Origin of the sequence: Nocardia acididurans (genome assembly GCF_016741815.1) — a bacterium.
Classification (GTDB): domain Bacteria; phylum Actinomycetota; class Actinomycetes; order Mycobacteriales; family Mycobacteriaceae; genus Nocardia; species Nocardia acididurans.
In genome coordinates this window covers 12,745-30,035 of record NZ_JAERRJ010000017.1, presented here as the reverse complement: position 1 = coordinate 30,035, position 17,291 = coordinate 12,745, and the positions used below count along the sequence as shown (strand labels likewise).

The 17,291-nt window shown below is 68.2% G+C and carries 19 protein-coding genes and 1 tRNA gene; 3 read left to right on the top strand and 17 right to left on the bottom strand.

Annotated elements, in window-relative coordinates:
* Window positions 1-48: 48 nt before the first annotated feature.
* The 6 genes from JK358_RS34395 to JK358_RS34370 form a co-directional block, all read right to left on the bottom strand.
* On the bottom strand, window positions 49-1,863 hold the full coding sequence (locus JK358_RS34395) for a putative bifunctional diguanylate cyclase/phosphodiesterase (protein WP_232852421.1): 1,815 nt from the start codon (window positions 1,861-1,863) through the stop codon (window positions 49-51).
* A 67-nt stretch (window positions 1,864-1,930) separates the two neighbouring features.
* Complete coding sequence (locus JK358_RS39650) at window positions 1,931-4,540, bottom strand: Rv1355c family protein (RefSeq protein WP_232852405.1); 2,610 nt, start codon at window positions 4,538-4,540, stop codon at window positions 1,931-1,933.
* The gene (locus JK358_RS34385; protein ID WP_201956152.1) at window positions 4,537-5,292 is read right to left on the bottom strand and encodes a hypothetical protein; all 756 of its coding nucleotides are present in this window, start codon (window positions 5,290-5,292) and stop codon (window positions 4,537-4,539) included. The genes JK358_RS39650 and JK358_RS34385 overlap by 4 nt, the downstream gene beginning before the upstream one ends.
* A gap of 253 nt (window positions 5,293-5,545) precedes the next feature.
* On the bottom strand, window positions 5,546-5,983 hold the full coding sequence (locus tag JK358_RS34380) for an effector binding domain-containing protein (RefSeq protein ID WP_201956148.1): 438 nt from the start codon (window positions 5,981-5,983) through the stop codon (window positions 5,546-5,548).
* Entirely contained in the window at window positions 5,980-6,423 is a 444-nt protein-coding gene (locus tag JK358_RS34375) for a GyrI-like domain-containing protein (RefSeq protein ID WP_201956146.1), read from the bottom strand. Before JK358_RS34375 ends, JK358_RS34380 begins: the two co-directional genes overlap by 4 nt.
* 339 nt (window positions 6,424-6,762) lie before the next feature.
* Window positions 6,763-7,425, bottom strand: a complete 663-nt coding sequence (locus tag JK358_RS34370) for a trimeric intracellular cation channel family protein (RefSeq protein WP_201956143.1) — start codon at window positions 7,423-7,425, stop codon at window positions 6,763-6,765.
* A 106-nt stretch (window positions 7,426-7,531) separates the two neighbouring features.
* Between JK358_RS34370 and JK358_RS34365 the strand changes: the two genes are divergently transcribed.
* Entirely contained in the window at window positions 7,532-8,248 is a 717-nt protein-coding gene (locus JK358_RS34365) for a uracil-DNA glycosylase (RefSeq protein ID WP_201956141.1), read from the top strand.
* Between the two features lie 75 nt (window positions 8,249-8,323).
* Window positions 8,324-8,983, top strand: a complete 660-nt coding sequence (locus tag JK358_RS34360) for a TetR/AcrR family transcriptional regulator (protein ID WP_307817881.1) — start codon at window positions 8,324-8,326, stop codon at window positions 8,981-8,983.
* On the opposite strand, the gene JK358_RS34355 is transcribed toward JK358_RS34360, so the two are convergent.
* Window positions 8,965-9,819: a phosphotransferase family protein gene (locus JK358_RS34355; protein ID WP_269811970.1), complete on the bottom strand. Its 855-nt coding sequence runs from the start codon at window positions 9,817-9,819 to the stop codon at window positions 8,965-8,967. The genes JK358_RS34360 and JK358_RS34355 overlap by 19 nt on opposite strands.
* 198 nt (window positions 9,820-10,017) lie before the next feature.
* On the opposite strand from JK358_RS34355, the gene JK358_RS34350 reads away from it, so the two are divergent.
* A tRNA-Ala gene (locus JK358_RS34350) sits at window positions 10,018-10,090 on the top strand.
* Window positions 10,091-10,147: 57 nt separating this feature from the next.
* On the opposite strand, the gene JK358_RS34345 is transcribed toward JK358_RS34350, so the two are convergent.
* From JK358_RS34345 to JK358_RS34300, 10 genes are all read right to left on the bottom strand, one after another.
* On the bottom strand, window positions 10,148-11,413 hold the full coding sequence (locus tag JK358_RS34345; RefSeq protein WP_201956121.1) for a tyrosine-type recombinase/integrase: 1,266 nt from the start codon (window positions 11,411-11,413) through the stop codon (window positions 10,148-10,150).
* A gap of 4 nt (window positions 11,414-11,417) precedes the next feature.
* Window positions 11,418-11,630: a helix-turn-helix transcriptional regulator gene (locus JK358_RS34340; protein WP_201956119.1), complete on the bottom strand. Its 213-nt coding sequence runs from the start codon at window positions 11,628-11,630 to the stop codon at window positions 11,418-11,420.
* Window positions 11,631-11,638: 8 nt separating this feature from the next.
* Entirely contained in the window at window positions 11,639-12,085 is a 447-nt protein-coding gene (locus JK358_RS34335) for a hypothetical protein (RefSeq protein ID WP_201956117.1), read from the bottom strand.
* Between the two features lie 79 nt (window positions 12,086-12,164).
* Window positions 12,165-13,094 (bottom strand): DUF2637 domain-containing protein, encoded by a 930-nt coding sequence (locus JK358_RS34330; protein ID WP_201956115.1) that lies wholly within the window; start codon window positions 13,092-13,094, stop codon window positions 12,165-12,167.
* A complete protein-coding gene (locus tag JK358_RS34325) occupies window positions 13,091-13,474 on the bottom strand; it encodes a hypothetical protein (protein WP_201956113.1) in 384 nt (127 codons plus the stop codon). Before JK358_RS34325 ends, JK358_RS34330 begins: the two co-directional genes overlap by 4 nt.
* Entirely contained in the window at window positions 13,471-14,028 is a 558-nt protein-coding gene (locus tag JK358_RS34320) for a hypothetical protein (RefSeq protein WP_201956110.1), read from the bottom strand. The genes JK358_RS34325 and JK358_RS34320 overlap by 4 nt, the downstream gene beginning before the upstream one ends.
* Window positions 14,025-14,501 (bottom strand): hypothetical protein, encoded by a 477-nt coding sequence (locus JK358_RS34315; protein ID WP_201956108.1) that lies wholly within the window; start codon window positions 14,499-14,501, stop codon window positions 14,025-14,027. The genes JK358_RS34320 and JK358_RS34315 overlap by 4 nt, the downstream gene beginning before the upstream one ends.
* Window positions 14,498-15,901, bottom strand: coding sequence for a hypothetical protein (locus tag JK358_RS34310; protein ID WP_201956106.1), 1,404 nt, complete (start codon window positions 15,899-15,901; stop codon window positions 14,498-14,500). Before JK358_RS34310 ends, JK358_RS34315 begins: the two co-directional genes overlap by 4 nt.
* Window positions 15,902-15,907: 6 nt before the next feature.
* Window positions 15,908-16,573: a hypothetical protein gene (locus tag JK358_RS34305; RefSeq protein WP_201956104.1), complete on the bottom strand. Its 666-nt coding sequence runs from the start codon at window positions 16,571-16,573 to the stop codon at window positions 15,908-15,910.
* 6 nt (window positions 16,574-16,579) lie between these two features.
* Window positions 16,580-17,272, bottom strand: coding sequence for a hypothetical protein (locus tag JK358_RS34300; protein ID WP_201956103.1), 693 nt, complete (start codon window positions 17,270-17,272; stop codon window positions 16,580-16,582).
* Window positions 17,273-17,291 lie beyond the last annotated feature (19 nt).

Genomic DNA, 17,291 nt, shown 5'->3' with positions numbered 1-17,291 from the left:
ACACGCCCCTATTTTCCTTGGGTTTCAGCGGAAAACCACCCCGGCGATTCAGGGGGCGGCGGCCCGGCCGGTACCGGGCAGATCGAGGTCGAGCGCAATGCGCCCGGACGCCAGATGCGTCTCCACCTCGTCGGCCGGCATGGGGCGCGCGATCAGGAAGCCCTGGGCGCGATAGCAGCCGAGCGCGACCAGGGTGCGAGCGGCGACCGTGGTCTCCACGCCCTCACCGACCACCCCCAGGCCGAACGAGCCCGCCAGGCCCACAATGGATTTCACGATCGCGAGATCATCGGCGCTGGCGCCGAGACGCTGCACGAAACCACGGTCGATCTTCACCGCGTCCACGGGTAGCGCCTTGAGATGCGACAGCGAGGAATATCCGGTGCCGAAATCGTCGATGGCGATCTGCACGCCCATGCGCTTGAGGCCGCGCAGCGTCACCTGCGTTCTGGCCAGATCCTGCACCACCACATGCTCGGTGATCTCCAGGCAGACCGAGGAGCCGTCGATGCCGAACCGGCGCAGTATGCCCTCCATGGTCTCCACGAAATCCAGCGAAACCAGCTGCACCGGAGACACATTGATGCGGATCACCACATTCGAGGCCAGACCGCGACGCCGCCAGGAGGCGAACTGCTCACACGCCGAGCGGATCACCCAGCGGCCGAGTTCACCGGCGAGGTTGGTGGCCTCCGCGACGCCCACGAACGCGCCGGGCGGTAGCAGCCCGCGGGTGGGATGCTGCCAGCGCACCAGGGCCTCCAGCGCGACCAGGCGACCGGTGCGCAGGTCCACCTCGGGCTGATAGTGCAGCAGCAGCGAGCCGTCGGAGACCGCGCCGCGCAGGTTCAGCTCGACATCGTCCTGCAGTTCGAACTGGGCGCGCATGGCGTCGGTGAAGACCGCGACGCCGTTGCCGCCGCTGGATTTGGCCGAGAGCAGGGCGTGGTCGGCGCGGCGCAGCACGTCGGCGACCGTGGTCTCGCCCGGGATGCCCACCGCCACACCGACACTCGCGCCACGGCTGACGGTTTCGCCGCCGACGGTGACGCGGCGGCCGATGAGGCGCTGGATGCGGGTGGCCTCCAGGTCGGCGGCCCCGGCGTCCATGGGTTTGGACGGGACGATGACGAATTCGTCGCCGCCCAGGCGGGCGATCATGTCGCCGCGGTCCAGGTTCTCGCGCAGGCGGGTGGCAAGGGTGCGGATGAAATTGTCCCCGGCGGTGTGGCCGAGGAAATCGTTGAGCGCCTTGAGCCGATCGAGGTCGAGGAAGAAGGCCGCCACCGGTCCGGGGTTGCCGGGCCGCAGCCGCTCCTCCATATGTTCGAGTAAGGCGCGCCGGTTGGCGAGGCCGGTGAGATCGTCGTGCATGGCGATGTAGCGCAGCCGCTCCTCGGCCACCACGCGCGCCTGCAGCTGGGCCAGCAGGGCGGCAATCGCCTTGAGCACGTTGAGCTCCCGGGTGCTCCACTCGCGGTCGCCCTCTTTGACGAAGCCGAGGACGCCGGTCGGCTCGCCGCGCGACACCAGCGGGACGGCGGCGGCCGACACCGACTGGATGCCCGTGGACTGGGCGATCAGCTTCTGATAATCGTCGAACTCCGGGCGCGGCCGGATGATCATCGGCTCGGTGGAGTGCTCCATCATGGCGAAGACCGAGTTGGTCTCGTCGAAGTAGGCCACCCGCAGCGGGTCGGTGTCGTTGCCGCCGGTGCGATGCGGCCACTCCGCGATGAGCACCGAGGCGCGGCGCTCATGGTCGGTATGTCGGAGGAAGCTGAAATCTACGTCGAAGTGCTCCACCAGCCAGGAGAGCACGCGCTCACTCGCCGCCACCATCGTGGTGGCGTCGACGGCCATCAACTCCGAGGCGACCTGGGTCACCAGTGAGTCGAGCGTTCGCCGAGGCACTTTGTCTCCGATCGCACTAACCGCGGGTTTCCGCGTCCGGAACCGGAAGTCGCCTGCTGCGAACCGTGACCTCCGCCGCATAGCCAAGGCGGAGTACCAATGCCACAGTTTCGTGCCCAGGCACTCCCAACAAGTCCAGGAAGCGGCCCTGAAGTGACGTTAGTGTATCGGCGAACTCCGGGGAAACAGTATGCAGCTCCTCGGCCCGTCGGGCGTACAGGAACACGGGCGAAACCGGCTGGACGGCCAGCCCGTGCCGCTGCGCCCGCGCCCAAACCCGTTGCAGCGCCTCCCCCGCCCGCGCGTAAGCGACCAGCTCATAAGGGTCGGCGGGCGGTGGCGCCGCGAAAGTCACCACCGCGACAGCCGACCCCGATCTGACCTGATCCTCGGTATGTCTCCCCAACGCCGTACCTCCCGCCCAGGACCGAATCTCGCCCATCACATCGGCGCGCCGCGCGATCTCCAGCACCGCCGCCTCCCCCGGAGCCAATTCCAGGGTCCGCACGTCCAGCCCCGTCCGCAGGTCGTCCCCCGGCCCTCTGAGCTCCGCGAACATCTCCTGATGCAATCGCGGCGTCAGACACCGGATGCGCTCCGCCTCCCCGAGTATCCCTGCGGCGGAATCGATCTCAGCCCTGCCGGTGATCCACCGCAGCCCGCCGCCGCCCTCGATGGCCGCCGCGGCCAGGGTGTCGAGCACCTCCGCCGGAATCGGGTCGCCGGTCCCGAGCCGCCGATTGGTGTGCCGCGCCAGCACCGACGAATAGTCCCGCGCCAGAACGGAATCCGTACAGTTGCCGAGCTGCACCTCCGCCGTCAGCAGCGCCGCGCCGCCCACCCGCAGGCCGCTCTCCGCACCGCCGCGCAGTGCGTCGGGCCGCGACACCGGCGCGTCGTCGAGTACACCGGGAGCGGCGGACGCGACCGGGTTCCAGGGTGTCGCCCCACCGAGCCGCACCTGCGGTCCGGACTTCGGCGGAATCCACACCGCACCGCCGTCGGGGCCCTGCCACAGGTCAGCGGGCAGCCAGGGCATGGTCCGGCCCCGCTGCGCCGAGACGACGCCCTCGAGGGGAGGCCAGGGCGCGGTACCGCCGTGGGGTCCGCGCGGCGGGGTGTCCGGTGCGGGGTCACCGGGTGGTTCACGCAGCAGAACCTCTGCGCGCACGCGTGATTCCTCGGGGAGACCCTGGCCCACGCCCGCGCCGCGGGGGCGGAAGCGGTCGGCGCGGGGCATGCCCTCGGAGCCGATGCCGGCGCGGGGGCGCAGTTCGGCGGGGCCGAGCAGGCCGAGGGCGGCGGCGGCTACGCGGGCGTTGTACCAGGCCGCGCCGAGTGCGAGCGCGCTGCCGCGGAAGCCGATGTCCATGGCGGAGGAGCGTTCGGAGGCGAGGGAGATCGTGATGCTGTGGGTGTCGGCGCGCAGGGTCCACGGTTGGGCGTTGCCGCCGGAGGGGGCGAGCTGGGCGCAGTGGAGTACGGCGGCGATATCGGTCGCGCGGGTGCGCTCCGCCGAGCCGGGCGCTCCGGAGACTGCGTCGATCGAGGCGGGTTGTTCGGGCGGCCAGGTCTTTTCGGGGGCGGCCATGGGTTCGGTGAGGTCGTCGAGGCAGTCCTCGAGATCCATGCGGGTGCGGCCCGACGGGAGGGGTTTGGCGAGGCCGATGCGGCGGACGGCGGCTGCCACGGAGGCGCCGCCGAGTTGGACGTCGCCGCCGAGTTGGGGCCAGCTGTTCAGGGTTTCGCCGATTTCGACCATGCTGGCGGCGAGGCGGGTGGAGAGTTTGCGGCCGTCCAGGATGCGGATGACGTGGGGGGCCTTGTCGCGGGTGGAGAGGCCGCGGAGATCGGCGGTGGTGGTGCCGCCGAGCAGGCCGTGGAAGGGGAGGCGGGCGGGGTCGAGGTCGAAGCGTTCGATGTCGAGCAGGCCGCGGTCGCTGGATTGCATGATCAGCGGGAGGCGGTGGCGGCGGGCGGCTTCGCGGACGGCGAGTTTCACGTCCAGGGAGTCGCACTCCTCGACCACGAGGGTCAGGCCGTCGAGGAAGGCGTCCATGCTCGCCTCGCCGAGGGGGGCGGTGACGATCTCGACCGGGAGGTACGGGTCGAGTTCGGCGATGCGCCGGGCGGTGACCACGGCCTTGTTCACGCCGATGTCGAACAGCGTGCCGGGGACGCGGTTGAGGTTGGTGAGTTCGAGGGTGTCGAAGTCGGCGAGCCGTAGTCGGCCGCAGCTGCCCTCGAGGGCCAGCGTGTGCGCGACCGCGTGGCCGACGCTCTGCCCGACCACGCCGACGACCTGCCGGGCCAGTGTGTCCTGTTCGGTGCGGGTGAGGTTGTTGCGGTTGCGGTCCAGCCGCAGCGTGCGCATGTGTCGCGGTCCGAGCACAGCTACCACCGCGCGTCGCCACGGAAAATAAACCCATCGGTCCGATTCGGGGCCTTCCGCCGATTCCGGCGGCGCTACCAGAAGATCGAATTCAGCCCGCAGCAAATCTCGCAAATCGGAAAATTCAATACTTTCATCCGCGCGTAATTCCGCGAGCCGCGCATTGTCTTCAAGATCGAATTCGTTGAGCAGTCGCGGCCGGTATTCCGAGGCGGCACGAGGGTCCGTTGTCATGCCGGGGCCAGGCCCTCACCGTGCGTCCAGGACACCGGCGGAACCGGCCCACTCGCCAGTAACTCGGACAATTCGGAATCAATCAGCCGCACTTGCGATTCCGTGGCCTCGGACCGAAACGTGTTCATATCCCACCACACCGGCACGGTGCTGTACCGCTCGTCCGGATACGAGGTCGGCGGCACCCACCACGCCACCTTCGCCCCGCTGCTGCGATACCGCGGCAGCGCGTGATCCGGGGCCACCCCGACCACGTACCGCACCCCGAGCAGCGCACTGCAGTGCACGATCGCCCGCGCCACCCAATCCGCAAGCTGCGCACGGTTTTCCACACCGCGGGCGACCCATCCGGCCTTGCATTCGATGACACCGTCGGGGATCTGGTCGGCCACCATCCGGCGGAACGACGACTCGCCGGGCAGCCCGGCCCAGCTCGCCACCGCGTGCACCTCGTCGACGTGCCGATGCGGCCCCTCGGCGCGTACGCCGGCCACCGCGCGCCCGCTGGAATTCAGCGCCACACAGAAAAGAGTTGTGGTATGCCCGTCGATCACGGTGTCGTATTCGAGGGCGTCCTCGGCACCGTAATGTCGATAAACCGCGAGCGCTCCAGCCATGAAGTCAGCCCACAGCATCGGATCGGCCTGGGGTGTGCCCACCAGGAATGTGCATCCGGACTGCGGATCGTGAAATTGGAGCATGCCGTCACCAACACCTTCTGCCGGGACGAGCGCGATCGATTCGACTGCCATCAGGTTCCCACTCCATATACTGCAATGTCTCCACGCGGCTACCGAGCTCCCGCCCGATACGGTCCTGTATCGACCGTGCCTGGCATGGGCACCTAGGGGAGTATCCGTCACGGGGATAAAATTGTCCAGGTGTCCGGCAAACGTTCCGAAACCCGAATGGGGATGCGGAAATCCGCGCTGGTCAAACCATTGCTATCAGTCATGAATCACAACCACGAGACCGGTCGGTTCCGATTCAGTTAATCTGCAGCAATCAAACCAGGATGGAGATGAAAAGCTCCAGTTCAGTGGGACCGGACCAGATCTCGATCTCTTCCCGGTAGGCCCGGGTGATCTCCGCCGACGCCGTGGCGTCGTCGACCTGCGCCCACACGTCCTCGGACGGATCGTGGTAGTCGCCATTGGGCTGGAAGCGGGCGTACACGCCCTTGGGAACCCGGATCAGCACATCGCCGGCCGGGACGTCGTGCGGCGTCGGGTACTCGTAGGACACCAGCACGTTGTAATTGCCCGCCGGATCCGGCACGTACACCGTGGCCAGCGGACGATCGGCGGCATCCTCACGATCGCGCAGCCGGTCGCGCAGGAATTCGATGAGCTCGCTGTTGCTCACCTTGAAGCTCGGCCGCACCCGGGGCACCACGAGGCCGCCGTACACGCCGCCGGAGCGGACCACGATCGAATAGGTCATGAGGGTTCGACCGCCAGATACAGCTCGATCTTGTAGGCGTGCGGGTAGCACTCGAAATCCCCGGAGTAGGTGCGCTTGATCTGCTTGTGCTCCTCGGCGAAGGCGATCTGCGTCCACAGATCCGTCATGACCTGCGGGAAGTTGCCCACCGAAGAGAACCGGGCATAGGTGCCGCGCGGTAGTCGCGCCACGATGTGACCGCGCGTGACCCGCTCGAACGACTCGCACTGGTAGCCGACGATCTGCGTGTTGTAGGTGCCGAGTTCGGTCGCGTAATCGGTGTACGCCGAGGCCAGCGGACCGCCCAGCTCCTGATGCAGGACCGAGGCCCAGGCCACTTCCAGGTCGTGATCGCGCAGTTCCCCGAGGGCACGTTTGGGGCTGCGCACCGGCAGCCCGGCCACCCACGTCTCGTCCCGCTCGACGATCTCAAACTGCATTGGTAGGAACTCTCTCGGAGATGTGATGCACAGCCCGTCGGCCAACCTTCGCCATGCTATCAACCGTCACCGACGCTGTTCCGCGACACGACATGTGACTCTGCGCGCGACTTGCGGCAGGTGTGTCGTGCCTGGTCGCGGGGGCATCGAACGCCCGAATGCGAACGCCTGCCGGTGCGCTGCCCGCGCCGGGGAAGATCGCAGCGGGACGTGACCCAAGATCACGCGCGGAAGCGGCGCAAGATCAAGCCGGGCGCGGCGCGAACATCGTGCCCGCGCTCCGGCACACAGGACCGTGCCCGGACGCAGCACACCCCCGCACTCGGACACCGGCCGAGATCACACCGCGTCACGGCGGCGGTGCGGGCGGGCGACGGGGGCATGCCAGTGCCGCCACAGCGCGACGAGCCGCAGGGCGACCGCACCCGCACCGGCGAGACCGCCCGTCCAGTACGTGTACCAGCCGTAGTGCAGCAGGGCGGCGGTGACCGCGGAGCCGAGCAGCGCGGGCACCGCGTACAGCTCGCCGTCGCTGAGCACGCTGGGCGTGACGCCCGCCAGCACATCGCGAATGATGCCGCCGCCCACCGCGGTCACCACGCCCAGGGCCGCGGACGCCCAGGTCGACATGTCGTGCTGGAAGGCGGTCACCGTGCCGGTGACGCAGAAGATGCCGAGCCCGATGGCGTCGGCCACCAGCAGCGGTGTGCGGACCAGCTTGCGCGGCGGATGCCAGAAGAAGATGACGACCGCCGACAGCAGCGCCACTCCCGCCAGCATCGGATTCACGAAGGCCGTCGGCGGCGTCTCGCCGATGATGAGATCGCGGATGATGCCGCCGCCGGTCGCGGTGGCCACGGCCAGCACCGCGATACCGACCACATCGAATCGTTTGCGCACCGCCAGCAGCGCGCCGGAAACCCCGAAAGCGAACACGCCCAGCGTATTTCCCACGCGCTGGGCGGCGTCGACGGCGGAGCCGAGCACGACGAGATCACTCATACGGGCCGGTTCCCTTCTTTATTGCAAACACTCGGCTACCGGCGCACAGTATGCCGGTCCGCACGCCTCGCCTCGCAGCCGCCGCGCATGTGGTTGAGTCGGTCGGGTGTGCCGCACCATCGCCGAGCTGGACACCGAGATCACCACATGCCGCGCGTGTCCGCGACTGGTGGCGTGGCGCGAACAGGTGGCGCGGGAGAAGCGCGCCGCCTTCCGCGACGAAACCTACTGGGGTCGACCGGTTCCGAGCCTCGGACCCGACGATGCGCGACTACTGGTGGTCGGCCTGGCTCCGGCCGCGCACGGCGGCAACCGGACCGGGCGCATGTTCACCGGCGACCGCGCCGCCGACGTGCTCATCGCGGCCATGTACGCCAACGGGCTCGCCAACCAGCCCACGAGTATCAGCGCCGACGACGGCTTGCGATTGCTCGGCGCGCGGGTCACCGCGCCCGTGCACTGCGCGCCGCCCGACAACAAGCCGACGCCCACCGAACGCGACAACTGCCGGCACTGGCTGGATCGCGAATTGCGGCTGCTCGCACCGACTCTGCGGGCCGTCGTGGTCCTGGGCGGCTGGGGCTGGCAGGCATTGTTCCCCGCGCTCGCCGAATCCGGTTGGGCGGTACCGAAACCCAGGCCACGGTTCGGCCACGGCGCACACGCCGTGCTGGATTCGGCCACCGGCGGCGGCCCGCTGGCGGTGTTCGGCTGCTACCACCCGAGCCAGCAGAACACCTTCACCGGACGCCTCACCCCCGCCATGATCGCGGCGGTTTTCGCCGATGCCGCCACCGCGGCCGGACTCCGCCCCGCACCGTGATCAGGCATATTCGGCCGCTTCCGGATTGATCGCGCCCCGGCCGGACCGGCCGGGCATCCGCGCTACGCTCTGTTGGTGAGCAGGGGCGGAAATTCGGTCAACGGCAGCGCCGGGGAGGGCGCAACCTCGCCCGTGCGGGTGAAACGCCGCCGCTCGGAAACCAGGCAGCGGCTGCTGGACGCCGCCTTCGAAGCCTTCGCCGAGGACGGCCTCGGCCGCTGCACCGTCGAACAGCTCTGCGACCGCGCCGGCTACACCCGCGGCGCCTTCTACTCCAACTTCACCTCACTGGACGAACTCTTCCTCGCCATGTGGGAGCAGCGTTCCGCCGCCATGCTCGCCCAGGTGACCGCCTTCCTCGACGACGACACCGCCATCGACGTCTCCGACCCGCGCCGCGTGGTCGAACACATCCTCGAAGCGGTTCCCGTGGACGACAAGTGGTTCCGCATCACTTCCGAATTCACCGCCCACGCCCTGCGCCACCCGCCGCTGCGCCAGGTCATGGTCGCCCGCGAGGCCGCGATCAGCAGCGCCCTCACCCCCGTCGTGGTCCGCCTCCTGGAGCGCATGGGCCGCCGCGTCCCCGATCCCACCGCGCTCGGCCGCGCCCTGGTAGCCGTCCACGACGGCACCCTCGCCCAATGCCTCCTGGAACCCGGCAACCCCGCCGTCCAGGCCCAGCGCGTAGACCTCTTCCTGCGAGTCCTCGACTCCTACAGCACCCCCGCCTGACCCCCGAACTCCTGCAGCGCCACCCCGATTCGCCGCACACTCCACTCGGTGAACTCCACCATCCCGTGCTCGATCCCGTGCAGCGCGTCGATAGCCGAATCCGCGCACGCCCAGAACACCAACTTCCTCCGCAGCCGCTCATCGAACGCCCGCCCCCGCCGATCCTGCACCCGCCCAACGAATTCCGCCCCCGCCCCCATGAACAGATAACACAGATCGAAGTCCGGATCCCCGATCTGCAGATCCCCGAAATCGATCACCCCACTGACCCGATTCCCGGTCACCAACAGATGATCGAGACTCACATCCCCGTGCATCACAGTAGGCGTGTACCCGAAGTTCCCCGCCTCCGCGAGATACCCCTCCCACCGCTCCACCAACGCCCGCCCCACCCGCTCGGACAACAGCGGAACCACCTGCGCCCGAACCGATTCCAAATCCTCCGCGAACTCCCCCCGCATATCCCGCACCGGCACCCCGAGCTCCATCGCCCGCCCCACCGGAAACCCCTGCACCTCGTCGATGAACCGCCCCACCGCCCCCGCCACCGCATCGTCCGCCAACATCCCCCGCTCCCGCCACTCATCCGCCCCCAACGACTCCCCCGGCACCGCCGCATAAACACAGCACTCCCCCGGCCCCAACGGATTCCCCGCCAAGAACGCGAACCGAGGAATCGGCAACGAAACCCGCTCCCCCAGCTCCGGCAACACCCGAGCCTCCCGAGCAACCCCCTCCGCCCCATCCCGCCCCTTCGGCAACCGCACCACGAACTCCCCGCCCCCGCCCTCCACCAGCAGCGCCACACTGTCCATCCCCGCCCCCAACACCCGCATCCGCCCCTCCGCCAACCCCGGCACAGCCGACCCGCCGAGCATCCCCCGAACCCTCTCCTCCCACCCGTCCACCATCCCCGTAAACCCCGTCATATCCATCCCCCAACCCTAGTAAAACCCCCCATAACCAGCCGATTCGGAGTCTCCCCACCCCACCTGCTAAAGTTCTTTCCCGCAGGCCGGAAACGGTCAGCGGCTGGGGCTATAGCGCAGTTGGTAGCGCGTCTCGTTCGCATCGAGAAGGTCAGGGGTTCGATTCCCCTTAGCTCCACAAACAAAGCACCGCCCGTGACCTCGGTAGAGGCCACGGGCGGTTGCCGTTTCGGGGCTATTCAGAACGTTGGTCGTCGGTGCCCGTCCGCAGTTCGTCCGCAGCAGCGGCGATAGCGGACCGGGCGGCAGCGTCAAGAGCCTCGGCGACGGACTCGAGATCATCCGGAAACAGGTCGGCGTAGGTGTCCAGGGTCATCGCCGCGGACTTGTGACCGAGCATGGTCTGCACCGCCTTCACATTCGCGCCGGCACTGATCGCGAGCGACACGGCTGTATGCCGGAGGTCATGCGGCGAGACATACGGGAACTGCGGCGCCGGATCTTTGGAGCCTTTCGCGCGGGCCTGCTTCCTCTTCGGATCCCGTAGACGGGAGACCGCCGGCCGGAACACTCGCTTCCGGTAGGTGGACACTCGCAGGACTGCACCCTGTGGCGAAGTGAATACGAGAGCGTCGCGATCTTTGCCGCGCATGTGGCCGGCCAGCTCTTCTGCCAGGAACTTCGGGAACGGAACCGAACGACGCGCGTGGGTCTTGGTTGTCGACCAAACGGCCTTTCCCTTCACCTCGGCGACGGCTTCAAGGACGTTAACGCGTCGCCGAAGCATGTCGAAGCTGGAGACTTTGAGCGCGGCCATCTCGCCCCACCGCAGTCCGGTGTACGCGAGAAACCGTATGACCGTGGACATTTCGGTCGCCTCACGGGCCAGCTGTTCGACCTGAACGTGCGTGAGGTACCCCCGGGCTCGATGGGATCGTTTCGGGAGTTTCACTCGCGCACAGGGGTTACGTGGAATCTGGCGGTCTTCCACCGCCGTCTCGCAGATCATGCGGAGGATGCCGACGGCATTCTCGATGGTCGGCACCCCTGCTTTCTTCGCGATCATCTCCGCGACCCACGCCCGGACATCGGTGGTGCGCACGTCTCGGACCTCGGTACTACCCCAACGGGGTTTGACATGCAGTCCCCAGGTGTGGCCGCGGTTGAAGGTCGTGGTCTCCTTCAGATGGGCTTGCGCTTTGAGCCACCGCTCACCGATCGCGCCGATGGTCTCGCGGCCGGCTGAAGGTGCTACGTGTGTTCCCGTGACCAGGGAGCTGGTCGCGGCGTCCAGCCAGTCCTGGGCATCGACCTTGCGAGCGAAGGACTGCACATGCTCCTGGCCCTCGTCGTCGACGTACCGAGCGCGCCAGCGTTTCGCACAGCCGTAGTTCGCGGATTTCGCGCGTTCGCGCGTGGTGGTTCCGTCCTCTCGTCTCGTGGAAACCGTCTTGTACCAACGGTCTTCGACGCCAGCGCGCCGGTTACGTCGTGCGGCCATGTTGCTAGACGGCCTCTCCACGCGCGGTGTCGGCTTCTTGCTGCTCGATCCAAGCCAGCACCTTCGTCAAGCGCCACACGCGGCGGCCTCCAAGTTTGAAACTGGCTGGGCCGGAACCGATATGCGCCCAGTATCGCCATGTGGCTGCGGGTATTCCGGTCAGCTTCTCGCAGTCCTTGGCCTGCAGGAAACGCTCATCGATGATCATGGCGTTCATCTCTTTCTCTAGGCGGCAGGTGGAACGTAGGTGCCGCCGCAGTAGTGGCGGCCGGTTCCGGTTTTGAGCGGGCCGACGAAGGTGAAGTTTTCGATGCGGCCGCCGATGGCGAGTTGGGCGTCGGCGGTGCGGAGGGCTTCGCGCAGGGCCTTCTGGACGTCGCGGTCCAGGCGCAGGGTGCGCAGTCCTTCGTCGTTTTCGTCTTCGGGGCAGTCGATTTGGATGATGAGGCTGGAGTCGATGACGGGCCGGCCGGTGGTCGGGGTGGTGGCGGGCCGGTTCTCGTGCCAGTACAGGGGTTTGCCGGTCTCGTCGGTGCGGTGGCGGCGCGTCACTTCGACGATTTCGCCGGTGAGGCTGTCGCCGGGCTTGGCGGCCTTGCTGAACGCGTTGCGTGGTGTGCCGTCGCCGAGCAGTTCGGCGTTGATCAGGTCCAGGTCGTTCATTGCGGTCATGGTGTTGTCCTCCAAAGGATTTCGGTTATCAGGAATGGGTGGGGCGGACGGCGTTGTCCACCCCGGGTGTGGTGATCGGTCAGCGAACGATGCTCAGAACGTCGGCGCCGCCTCCTTTTTCGGTGTCGGCGATGCGGTGTTCAGTGCGCTGGCGGGTGACGATCTTGGCGATGGTGCCGTGGTGTAGTCCGACTTCGGCGCCGATTTCGCGGGTGGAGTGGCCGGCCTGGTGTCGCGCCCAGATGTAGGCGTCGCGTTCGGCTGTCGCTTCCGGCCCGGGTGCTGTCGCCTCGGCGTCGCCTGCTGTCGCCTCGGCGTCGCCCGGGTCGTCGCCTCCGTCGCCCGGGTTGTCGCCGGTTGTCGCCTCGGTGTCGGCAGGCGACAGCGAGGCGACGGGCCGCGTGACGGCGATTTCGGCTCCCGCTGGGAGGTTGCAGGGGTCGGCGGCTCGGGGGACTTCCAGCAGGGTGGTCAAGGCGTGGGTGACACCCAGCGCGGCGACTGGTGCGGCGCCGGCCACCGCGGCGGCCGCCAGCCCGGACAGCACCTTCTCCTCGACCATGGTGGCGTGGGCGGCGTTGCCGATCAGCGAAATCAGTTCCGCCACAGCCAATTCGCCCCAGAAGAACCGGTAGGTGCCTTTCGGGATGGCGACCCCGGCCCGTTCGCGGCGGCGCAGGGTCACCAGCGCGAACGCGGCCTGCACGATCGGCCCATCCACGATGACCGGAGCACCCCAGGCCAGCCAGGAAGTGATCCCGGCACCTTGCGCGAGGCCGTGCAGGGCGATTGCTGACCATCCGAACGCGGCGACGGACACTGCGGCCACCGCCAGCAGCGCCACCGCCTCGGCGACATTCCATTCCGCCGCCGTTGTCGCCCGGGTGTCGCCTGTTTTCGTCTCGCTGGTTCGAGACGACAGTCCGGCCGGTGCGGGCGACGGCTCGACCGGGTCGGGGGCGACGGTTGCGGTAGGGGCGACGGGGGTTGTCGTGTCGGTGTCGCTCATCGGTCCCATCCGTTCGCGTTCGCGTGGGCGGCGCGGGCGAAGGCGTTGACGTACCGGTTCGGCACGACCGCGAGGCGCTCGTGGTCGGCGTCGAGGGCGTGCTCGGTGGCGATGTCGAGCGCGTCATCGAGGTCACTGGCCATCTCCCGGTTACGGTCTTCCAGCTCCGCAGCGCGGTGTTCGGCGGCGTCACGTTCGGCGGTGACCGTGACCAGTTGCTCCTCCAGGCGGGCGGCGCGCTCGTTCGCGGCCGCCAACCGCAGATGCAGGGAGACAATGTCTTCGGCGACCGCGGCATGGTCGCTGGGCTGTCCGTAGGGGCGCAGCGGCTGGAATCCGCTGTTGTCGAAGGTGGTCGGGGTCTGCTGGATGGTGGTCATCGCTCAGTTCCCTCCCGTTCGGCCCCTGCGGCAGCCGCCGCGAAAGCATTGACCTGCTGGGGTTCCTGCTGACGGCCGTGACCGGTGAGGTCACGGGCCTGCTCCTGGCTGCGCCACTGCATCTCGGTGAGCGGGCAGACCCCGGTGTCACTACGGGCCTTGTGCAGGTGCTGGAACAGTCCCTGCATGGTGTCGGGGAACTGGTCCCATTCGAAGTGCGCTCGGTCCAGGTAGTCCCAGTCGGCGGCGCGATCGCTTGCCTTCCAAGCAGATTCGATGTGGTTGGCCCGTTCGGCACATTCGATCGACCAATGCCAGCCCGAGGTGCGGGATTCGGCGAGTAGCGCCTTCACCCTGGCGAAGTCGGTGCGCATGGTGGTCTCGTTCTTCTCGAACGCGGCCTGCGCCTCGATCTTCACCGCGGCCGGCGGTTCGATACCGGATCCATCGCACACCGAGCAGGGATAGATATGGATCTCCGGCTCGTAAGTCCCCTCGTCGGAGACCTGATAGCCCTGGCCCTCGCAGGCCAGGCAGTCGCGGCTGTCGCTCATCGCTCGGCTCCGTCTCGCTCGGTGCCGTGCTCGGCGGCCGCCGCGGCGGCGAACGCGTTCACCGGCCGGGCGTGGCCGGAATCGAGCGCGGGATGCCATTCGCCGTTGCCGGTGAGTTCACGGGCCTGCTGCTGGCTGCGCCACTGGTGCGGTTCCACCATGTCGAAGCCCTGGCTCTGGTTGAACGCGATGTTCTCGTGCATCCGGTGCATCACCTCCGGCGCGCGGCGCCAGTCGTCCACGGCGTCGCCCAGGTAGTCCCACCGCTGCCGAACATCCTCGTCGGGGTGGTCGTTCCAGCGGTCCTCGATCGCGTTGGCCCTCCAGTGCAGCTGCTCGTTGGCTTCGCTCGGATCGGACTGATACATGCGTTCCAGCTGGTAGGCGTGGGCGAAGTCGGCGCGCATGGCGTGCTCGTCGGCCGGTGCCCGGTCGGTGTAGTAGCCGGGTTGGGTCGGGTCGGTGGCGTTCATCGCTCGGCTCCGTCCCGGTCGTTGTCCTGCTCGGCTTCGGCGGCGGCAGCGAATGCGTTGCGGGACTTTCCCGTTCGCGGTCGCGTCTGGCCCGTCTGCGTGGCCCCGGTGCCGTTGGTGGCGCGGGCGCCGCGCTGAGTGCTCTTGGCCTTGGCGACCGGGTCTTGCGGGTTCGGCTGCTCGGTGGCGTGTTCGGCGGTGGTGGTGCGCGGTGTGCTGGTGTCGATGCGCCAGCGGCTGGTGTCCTTGCCGATGTCGGCCTGGTTGCCTTCGGCGACGTAGAACGGGGTTGTGGTGCCGGCCTCGCGGGCGCGGACGGTCAGTGTGGTGCCCGGCTGCCATTCGGTGCCGGTGACGGCCTGGTGCGCCCATTGCGCGGCCTCGGCTTCGGTGGCGAAGAACCCTCGGCGGGTGCGGGTTTCGCCGTTGCGGTCGGCGGAGGTGACCGATACCCGGCAGCGGCTGTTGCCGTCGGCGTTGTCGAATTCCCAGCGGATCTGCTCTTCGGACAGCCCGGCCGCCTGTGCCCGCAGGACCGCGGACCGGATCGCGGACTGCCGCAGTCGCGCCATGTCCCGCGCGGCTTTGCCCGCGGTTTCGAGTTTCCAGTCCTCGCTGGCGTGCATGGCCCAGATCGCTTCGTACCCGGCCCGATTCGCGTCCTGGGCGTCGTTCCAGTCGACCTGGACCGCGCGGATGTTCTGCACGGCCGCGAGCTGCTGATCGGTCAGCCACGGCGGGTTCGGCGGCCGCGACGCCGGCGCCTGCGGAGAGGCGGTCGTGTCCTGTGCTGCGGTCGGTCCCTGCGCGCGCTGGGCCGCGTGCTGGTCCAGGTGCTGCTGATCCTGTTGCCGCACACCGGTCACTAGGCGGTCCAGTTCTTCCTGGCGGGCGTGGTGGCGCAGTTCGGATTCCACGCCCGCGGCTCGGGCGTACATGGCCTCGGTCGCGTCCATCTCCCGGAACACGCGCCCGGGCGGGGTGACGGGGTCGCGGTCGATGCCGTCGAGGGCCTGGGAGACCTGGCCGCGGTGCTCAATCGCCAATCCGCTGTTGTGCAGGGTGGTTTCGATGCGGTGCCGCATCGCCTGCAGCCGGTCCTGGCGCGCGGTGACCATGTCGGGGTGGTAGAGGTGCGGGTTGCCGCGCATCGCCGCGACGGTCAACGCTTCCTGCTGGTAGTCGCCGACGCGGGACTGCAACCAGGCGGTCGCGATCCGGTCGCCTTCCACCTGCGCCTGGATGTGTTCGGCCAGTTGCTTGCGCTCTTTGCGGGTCATGCGCTGGCCCTGCCGGTTGGACAGCTGGCGGGCCCACATCCATTCCCGGGCGGCGGTGAGGATCTGGCGGAAGGTGCGGCCGGTTTCCTGGGTGATCTGATCGGTTTCGTTCTGGGACATGGCGGATTACTCCTCGGTGGTGTCGATGCTGGTCAGGTACAGCGCGGTGTCGGGGTCTTCGTCGGTGGCGAAGGAGGCGAGCAGCACGTCACGGTCGCGGGCGGTGTGCAGCGGCAACGGCAGGTGCTGGGCATGGAAGTCGCCGAACTCGTACCCGGCCTGATGCAGGGTCCAGCGTTCGCGCCACGACAGGCCGCGGCGTACGGGATCGCTTGTGCGGCGGTCGTATTCGGCTTCGAGCGCGTCGGTCTGCTCACGCCACTGCCGCACGACCGGGAACCCGTCCAGGCACCCGGAACCGGTGTGCGCGGTGCACGCGGTTTCGGCCATGCGCCGCCAGATGATGGCTTGGCGGAATTCGGCAACCAGCTGGGTCGCGCTCAGCTCCATCAACCCCCTCGGCTCACCGATCAGGGATTCGGCGTCGATGAGCAGTTCGGGGCGGAATTTCGACCGCTTGCTCTCCCGCTCGTGCAGCAGTCGTTGCTCACGCTCCCAGTCGTAGCCGTACCGTTCGCGGGTCCTCTGCTCACGCAGTTCGCGGCGTTCGGCGGCCGTCAGATACCGGCGCCGATACCGGTCGACTCGCCAGTGGTACAGGAAGTAGTAGATGTCGGCGCGCGCCCACAGGAACGTGATGAGTACGGCGGCGGCAATGATGAAGGGAATCATCGGTTTTCACTCCTCGGTGATGGTGGTGATGTTGGTGATGGTTTGGGCCTCGTCGGCGGTGTCGCTGTCGGGGCCGGTGAATGCCGGATAGGGCGGGTACTTTCGGGTACCGACGGGCCGCGCCGGCGGGCAAAGCAGCGCGTCCCCGGTGTCCGCGGCCGCCGTGGAGGCGGCGACTGGCGCGAATTCGTGGCGTTGGCGCTGGATTTCGGCGTCGGCGACCTCCAAACGCGTTTGGTCCAGCAGCGACAGCCGGTGTTTGATGCTCCACACGCTGCGACGGTCGAATTCGCTCAGAAGCGCCGCGCGCTGGTCCCACCACAGGCGGGCGGCTCTGCCGCTCATGCAGTAGCGGTGCACCAATCCGAATCCCCGCACGAGCTCCTCGACAGTGAGCTCCTCGACGGTGGTGGCGTCGCTGTTGTAGGGCAGCAGATCCGGATCGAACATGGCCCGGACCGCGGCCGCCTGCTGCTCGCGGGCGCTGATCCGCTGGGCCTGCTGCTCAGCCTTCTGCGCGGTGAGCTGGTCGAGTTCCCAGCGCTGAGCCGGGCTCAACCCCCGACGGGCCACCGCGCGGCTCAGCTTGTCGAGCGCGCCGTAGTCGTCGCAGGCGATGATCCCGGCGACAGTGACGATCCCGGCCACGACACCGGCGGTTACACCGATTCCTGTGGCTCGAATAGTGTTGTGGTGCATTGGTTTCCTTTCTTTGTTG

Excerpts from the sequence above, each read along its gene's own strand:
- JK358_RS34395 (WP_232852421.1), bottom strand. The coding sequence starts at position 1,863 with ATGGCCGTCGACGCCACCACGATGGTGGCGGCGAGTGAGCGCGTGCTC.
- JK358_RS39650 (WP_232852405.1), bottom strand. The coding sequence starts at position 4,540 with ATGACAACGGACCCTCGTGCCGCCTCGGAATACCGGCCGCGACTGCTC.
- JK358_RS34385 (WP_201956152.1), bottom strand. The coding sequence starts at position 5,292 with ATGGCAGTCGAATCGATCGCGCTCGTCCCGGCAGAAGGTGTTGGTGAC.
- JK358_RS34380 (WP_201956148.1), bottom strand. The coding sequence starts at position 5,983 with ATGACCTATTCGATCGTGGTCCGCTCCGGCGGCGTGTACGGCGGCCTC.
- JK358_RS34375 (WP_201956146.1), bottom strand. The coding sequence starts at position 6,423 with ATGCAGTTTGAGATCGTCGAGCGGGACGAGACGTGGGTGGCCGGGCTG.
- JK358_RS34370 (WP_201956143.1), bottom strand. The coding sequence starts at position 7,425 with ATGAGTGATCTCGTCGTGCTCGGCTCCGCCGTCGACGCCGCCCAGCGC.
- JK358_RS34355 (WP_269811970.1), bottom strand. The coding sequence starts at position 9,819 with ATGCGGGTGTTGGGGGCGGGGATGGACAGTGTGGCGCTGCTGGTGGAG.
- JK358_RS34345 (WP_201956121.1), bottom strand. The coding sequence starts at position 11,413 with ATGGCCGCACGACGTAACCGGCGCGCTGGCGTCGAAGACCGTTGGTAC.
- JK358_RS34340 (WP_201956119.1), bottom strand. The coding sequence starts at position 11,630 with ATGAACGCCATGATCATCGATGAGCGTTTCCTGCAGGCCAAGGACTGC.
- JK358_RS34335 (WP_201956117.1), bottom strand. The coding sequence starts at position 12,085 with ATGACCGCAATGAACGACCTGGACCTGATCAACGCCGAACTGCTCGGC.
- JK358_RS34330 (WP_201956115.1), bottom strand. The coding sequence starts at position 13,094 with ATGAGCGACACCGACACGACAACCCCCGTCGCCCCTACCGCAACCGTC.
- JK358_RS34325 (WP_201956113.1), bottom strand. The coding sequence starts at position 13,474 with ATGACCACCATCCAGCAGACCCCGACCACCTTCGACAACAGCGGATTC.
- JK358_RS34320 (WP_201956110.1), bottom strand. The coding sequence starts at position 14,028 with ATGAGCGACAGCCGCGACTGCCTGGCCTGCGAGGGCCAGGGCTATCAG.
- JK358_RS34315 (WP_201956108.1), bottom strand. The coding sequence starts at position 14,501 with ATGAACGCCACCGACCCGACCCAACCCGGCTACTACACCGACCGGGCA.
- JK358_RS34310 (WP_201956106.1), bottom strand. The coding sequence starts at position 15,901 with ATGTCCCAGAACGAAACCGATCAGATCACCCAGGAAACCGGCCGCACC.
- JK358_RS34305 (WP_201956104.1), bottom strand. The coding sequence starts at position 16,573 with ATGATTCCCTTCATCATTGCCGCCGCCGTACTCATCACGTTCCTGTGG.
- JK358_RS34300 (WP_201956103.1), bottom strand. The coding sequence starts at position 17,272 with ATGCACCACAACACTATTCGAGCCACAGGAATCGGTGTAACCGCCGGT.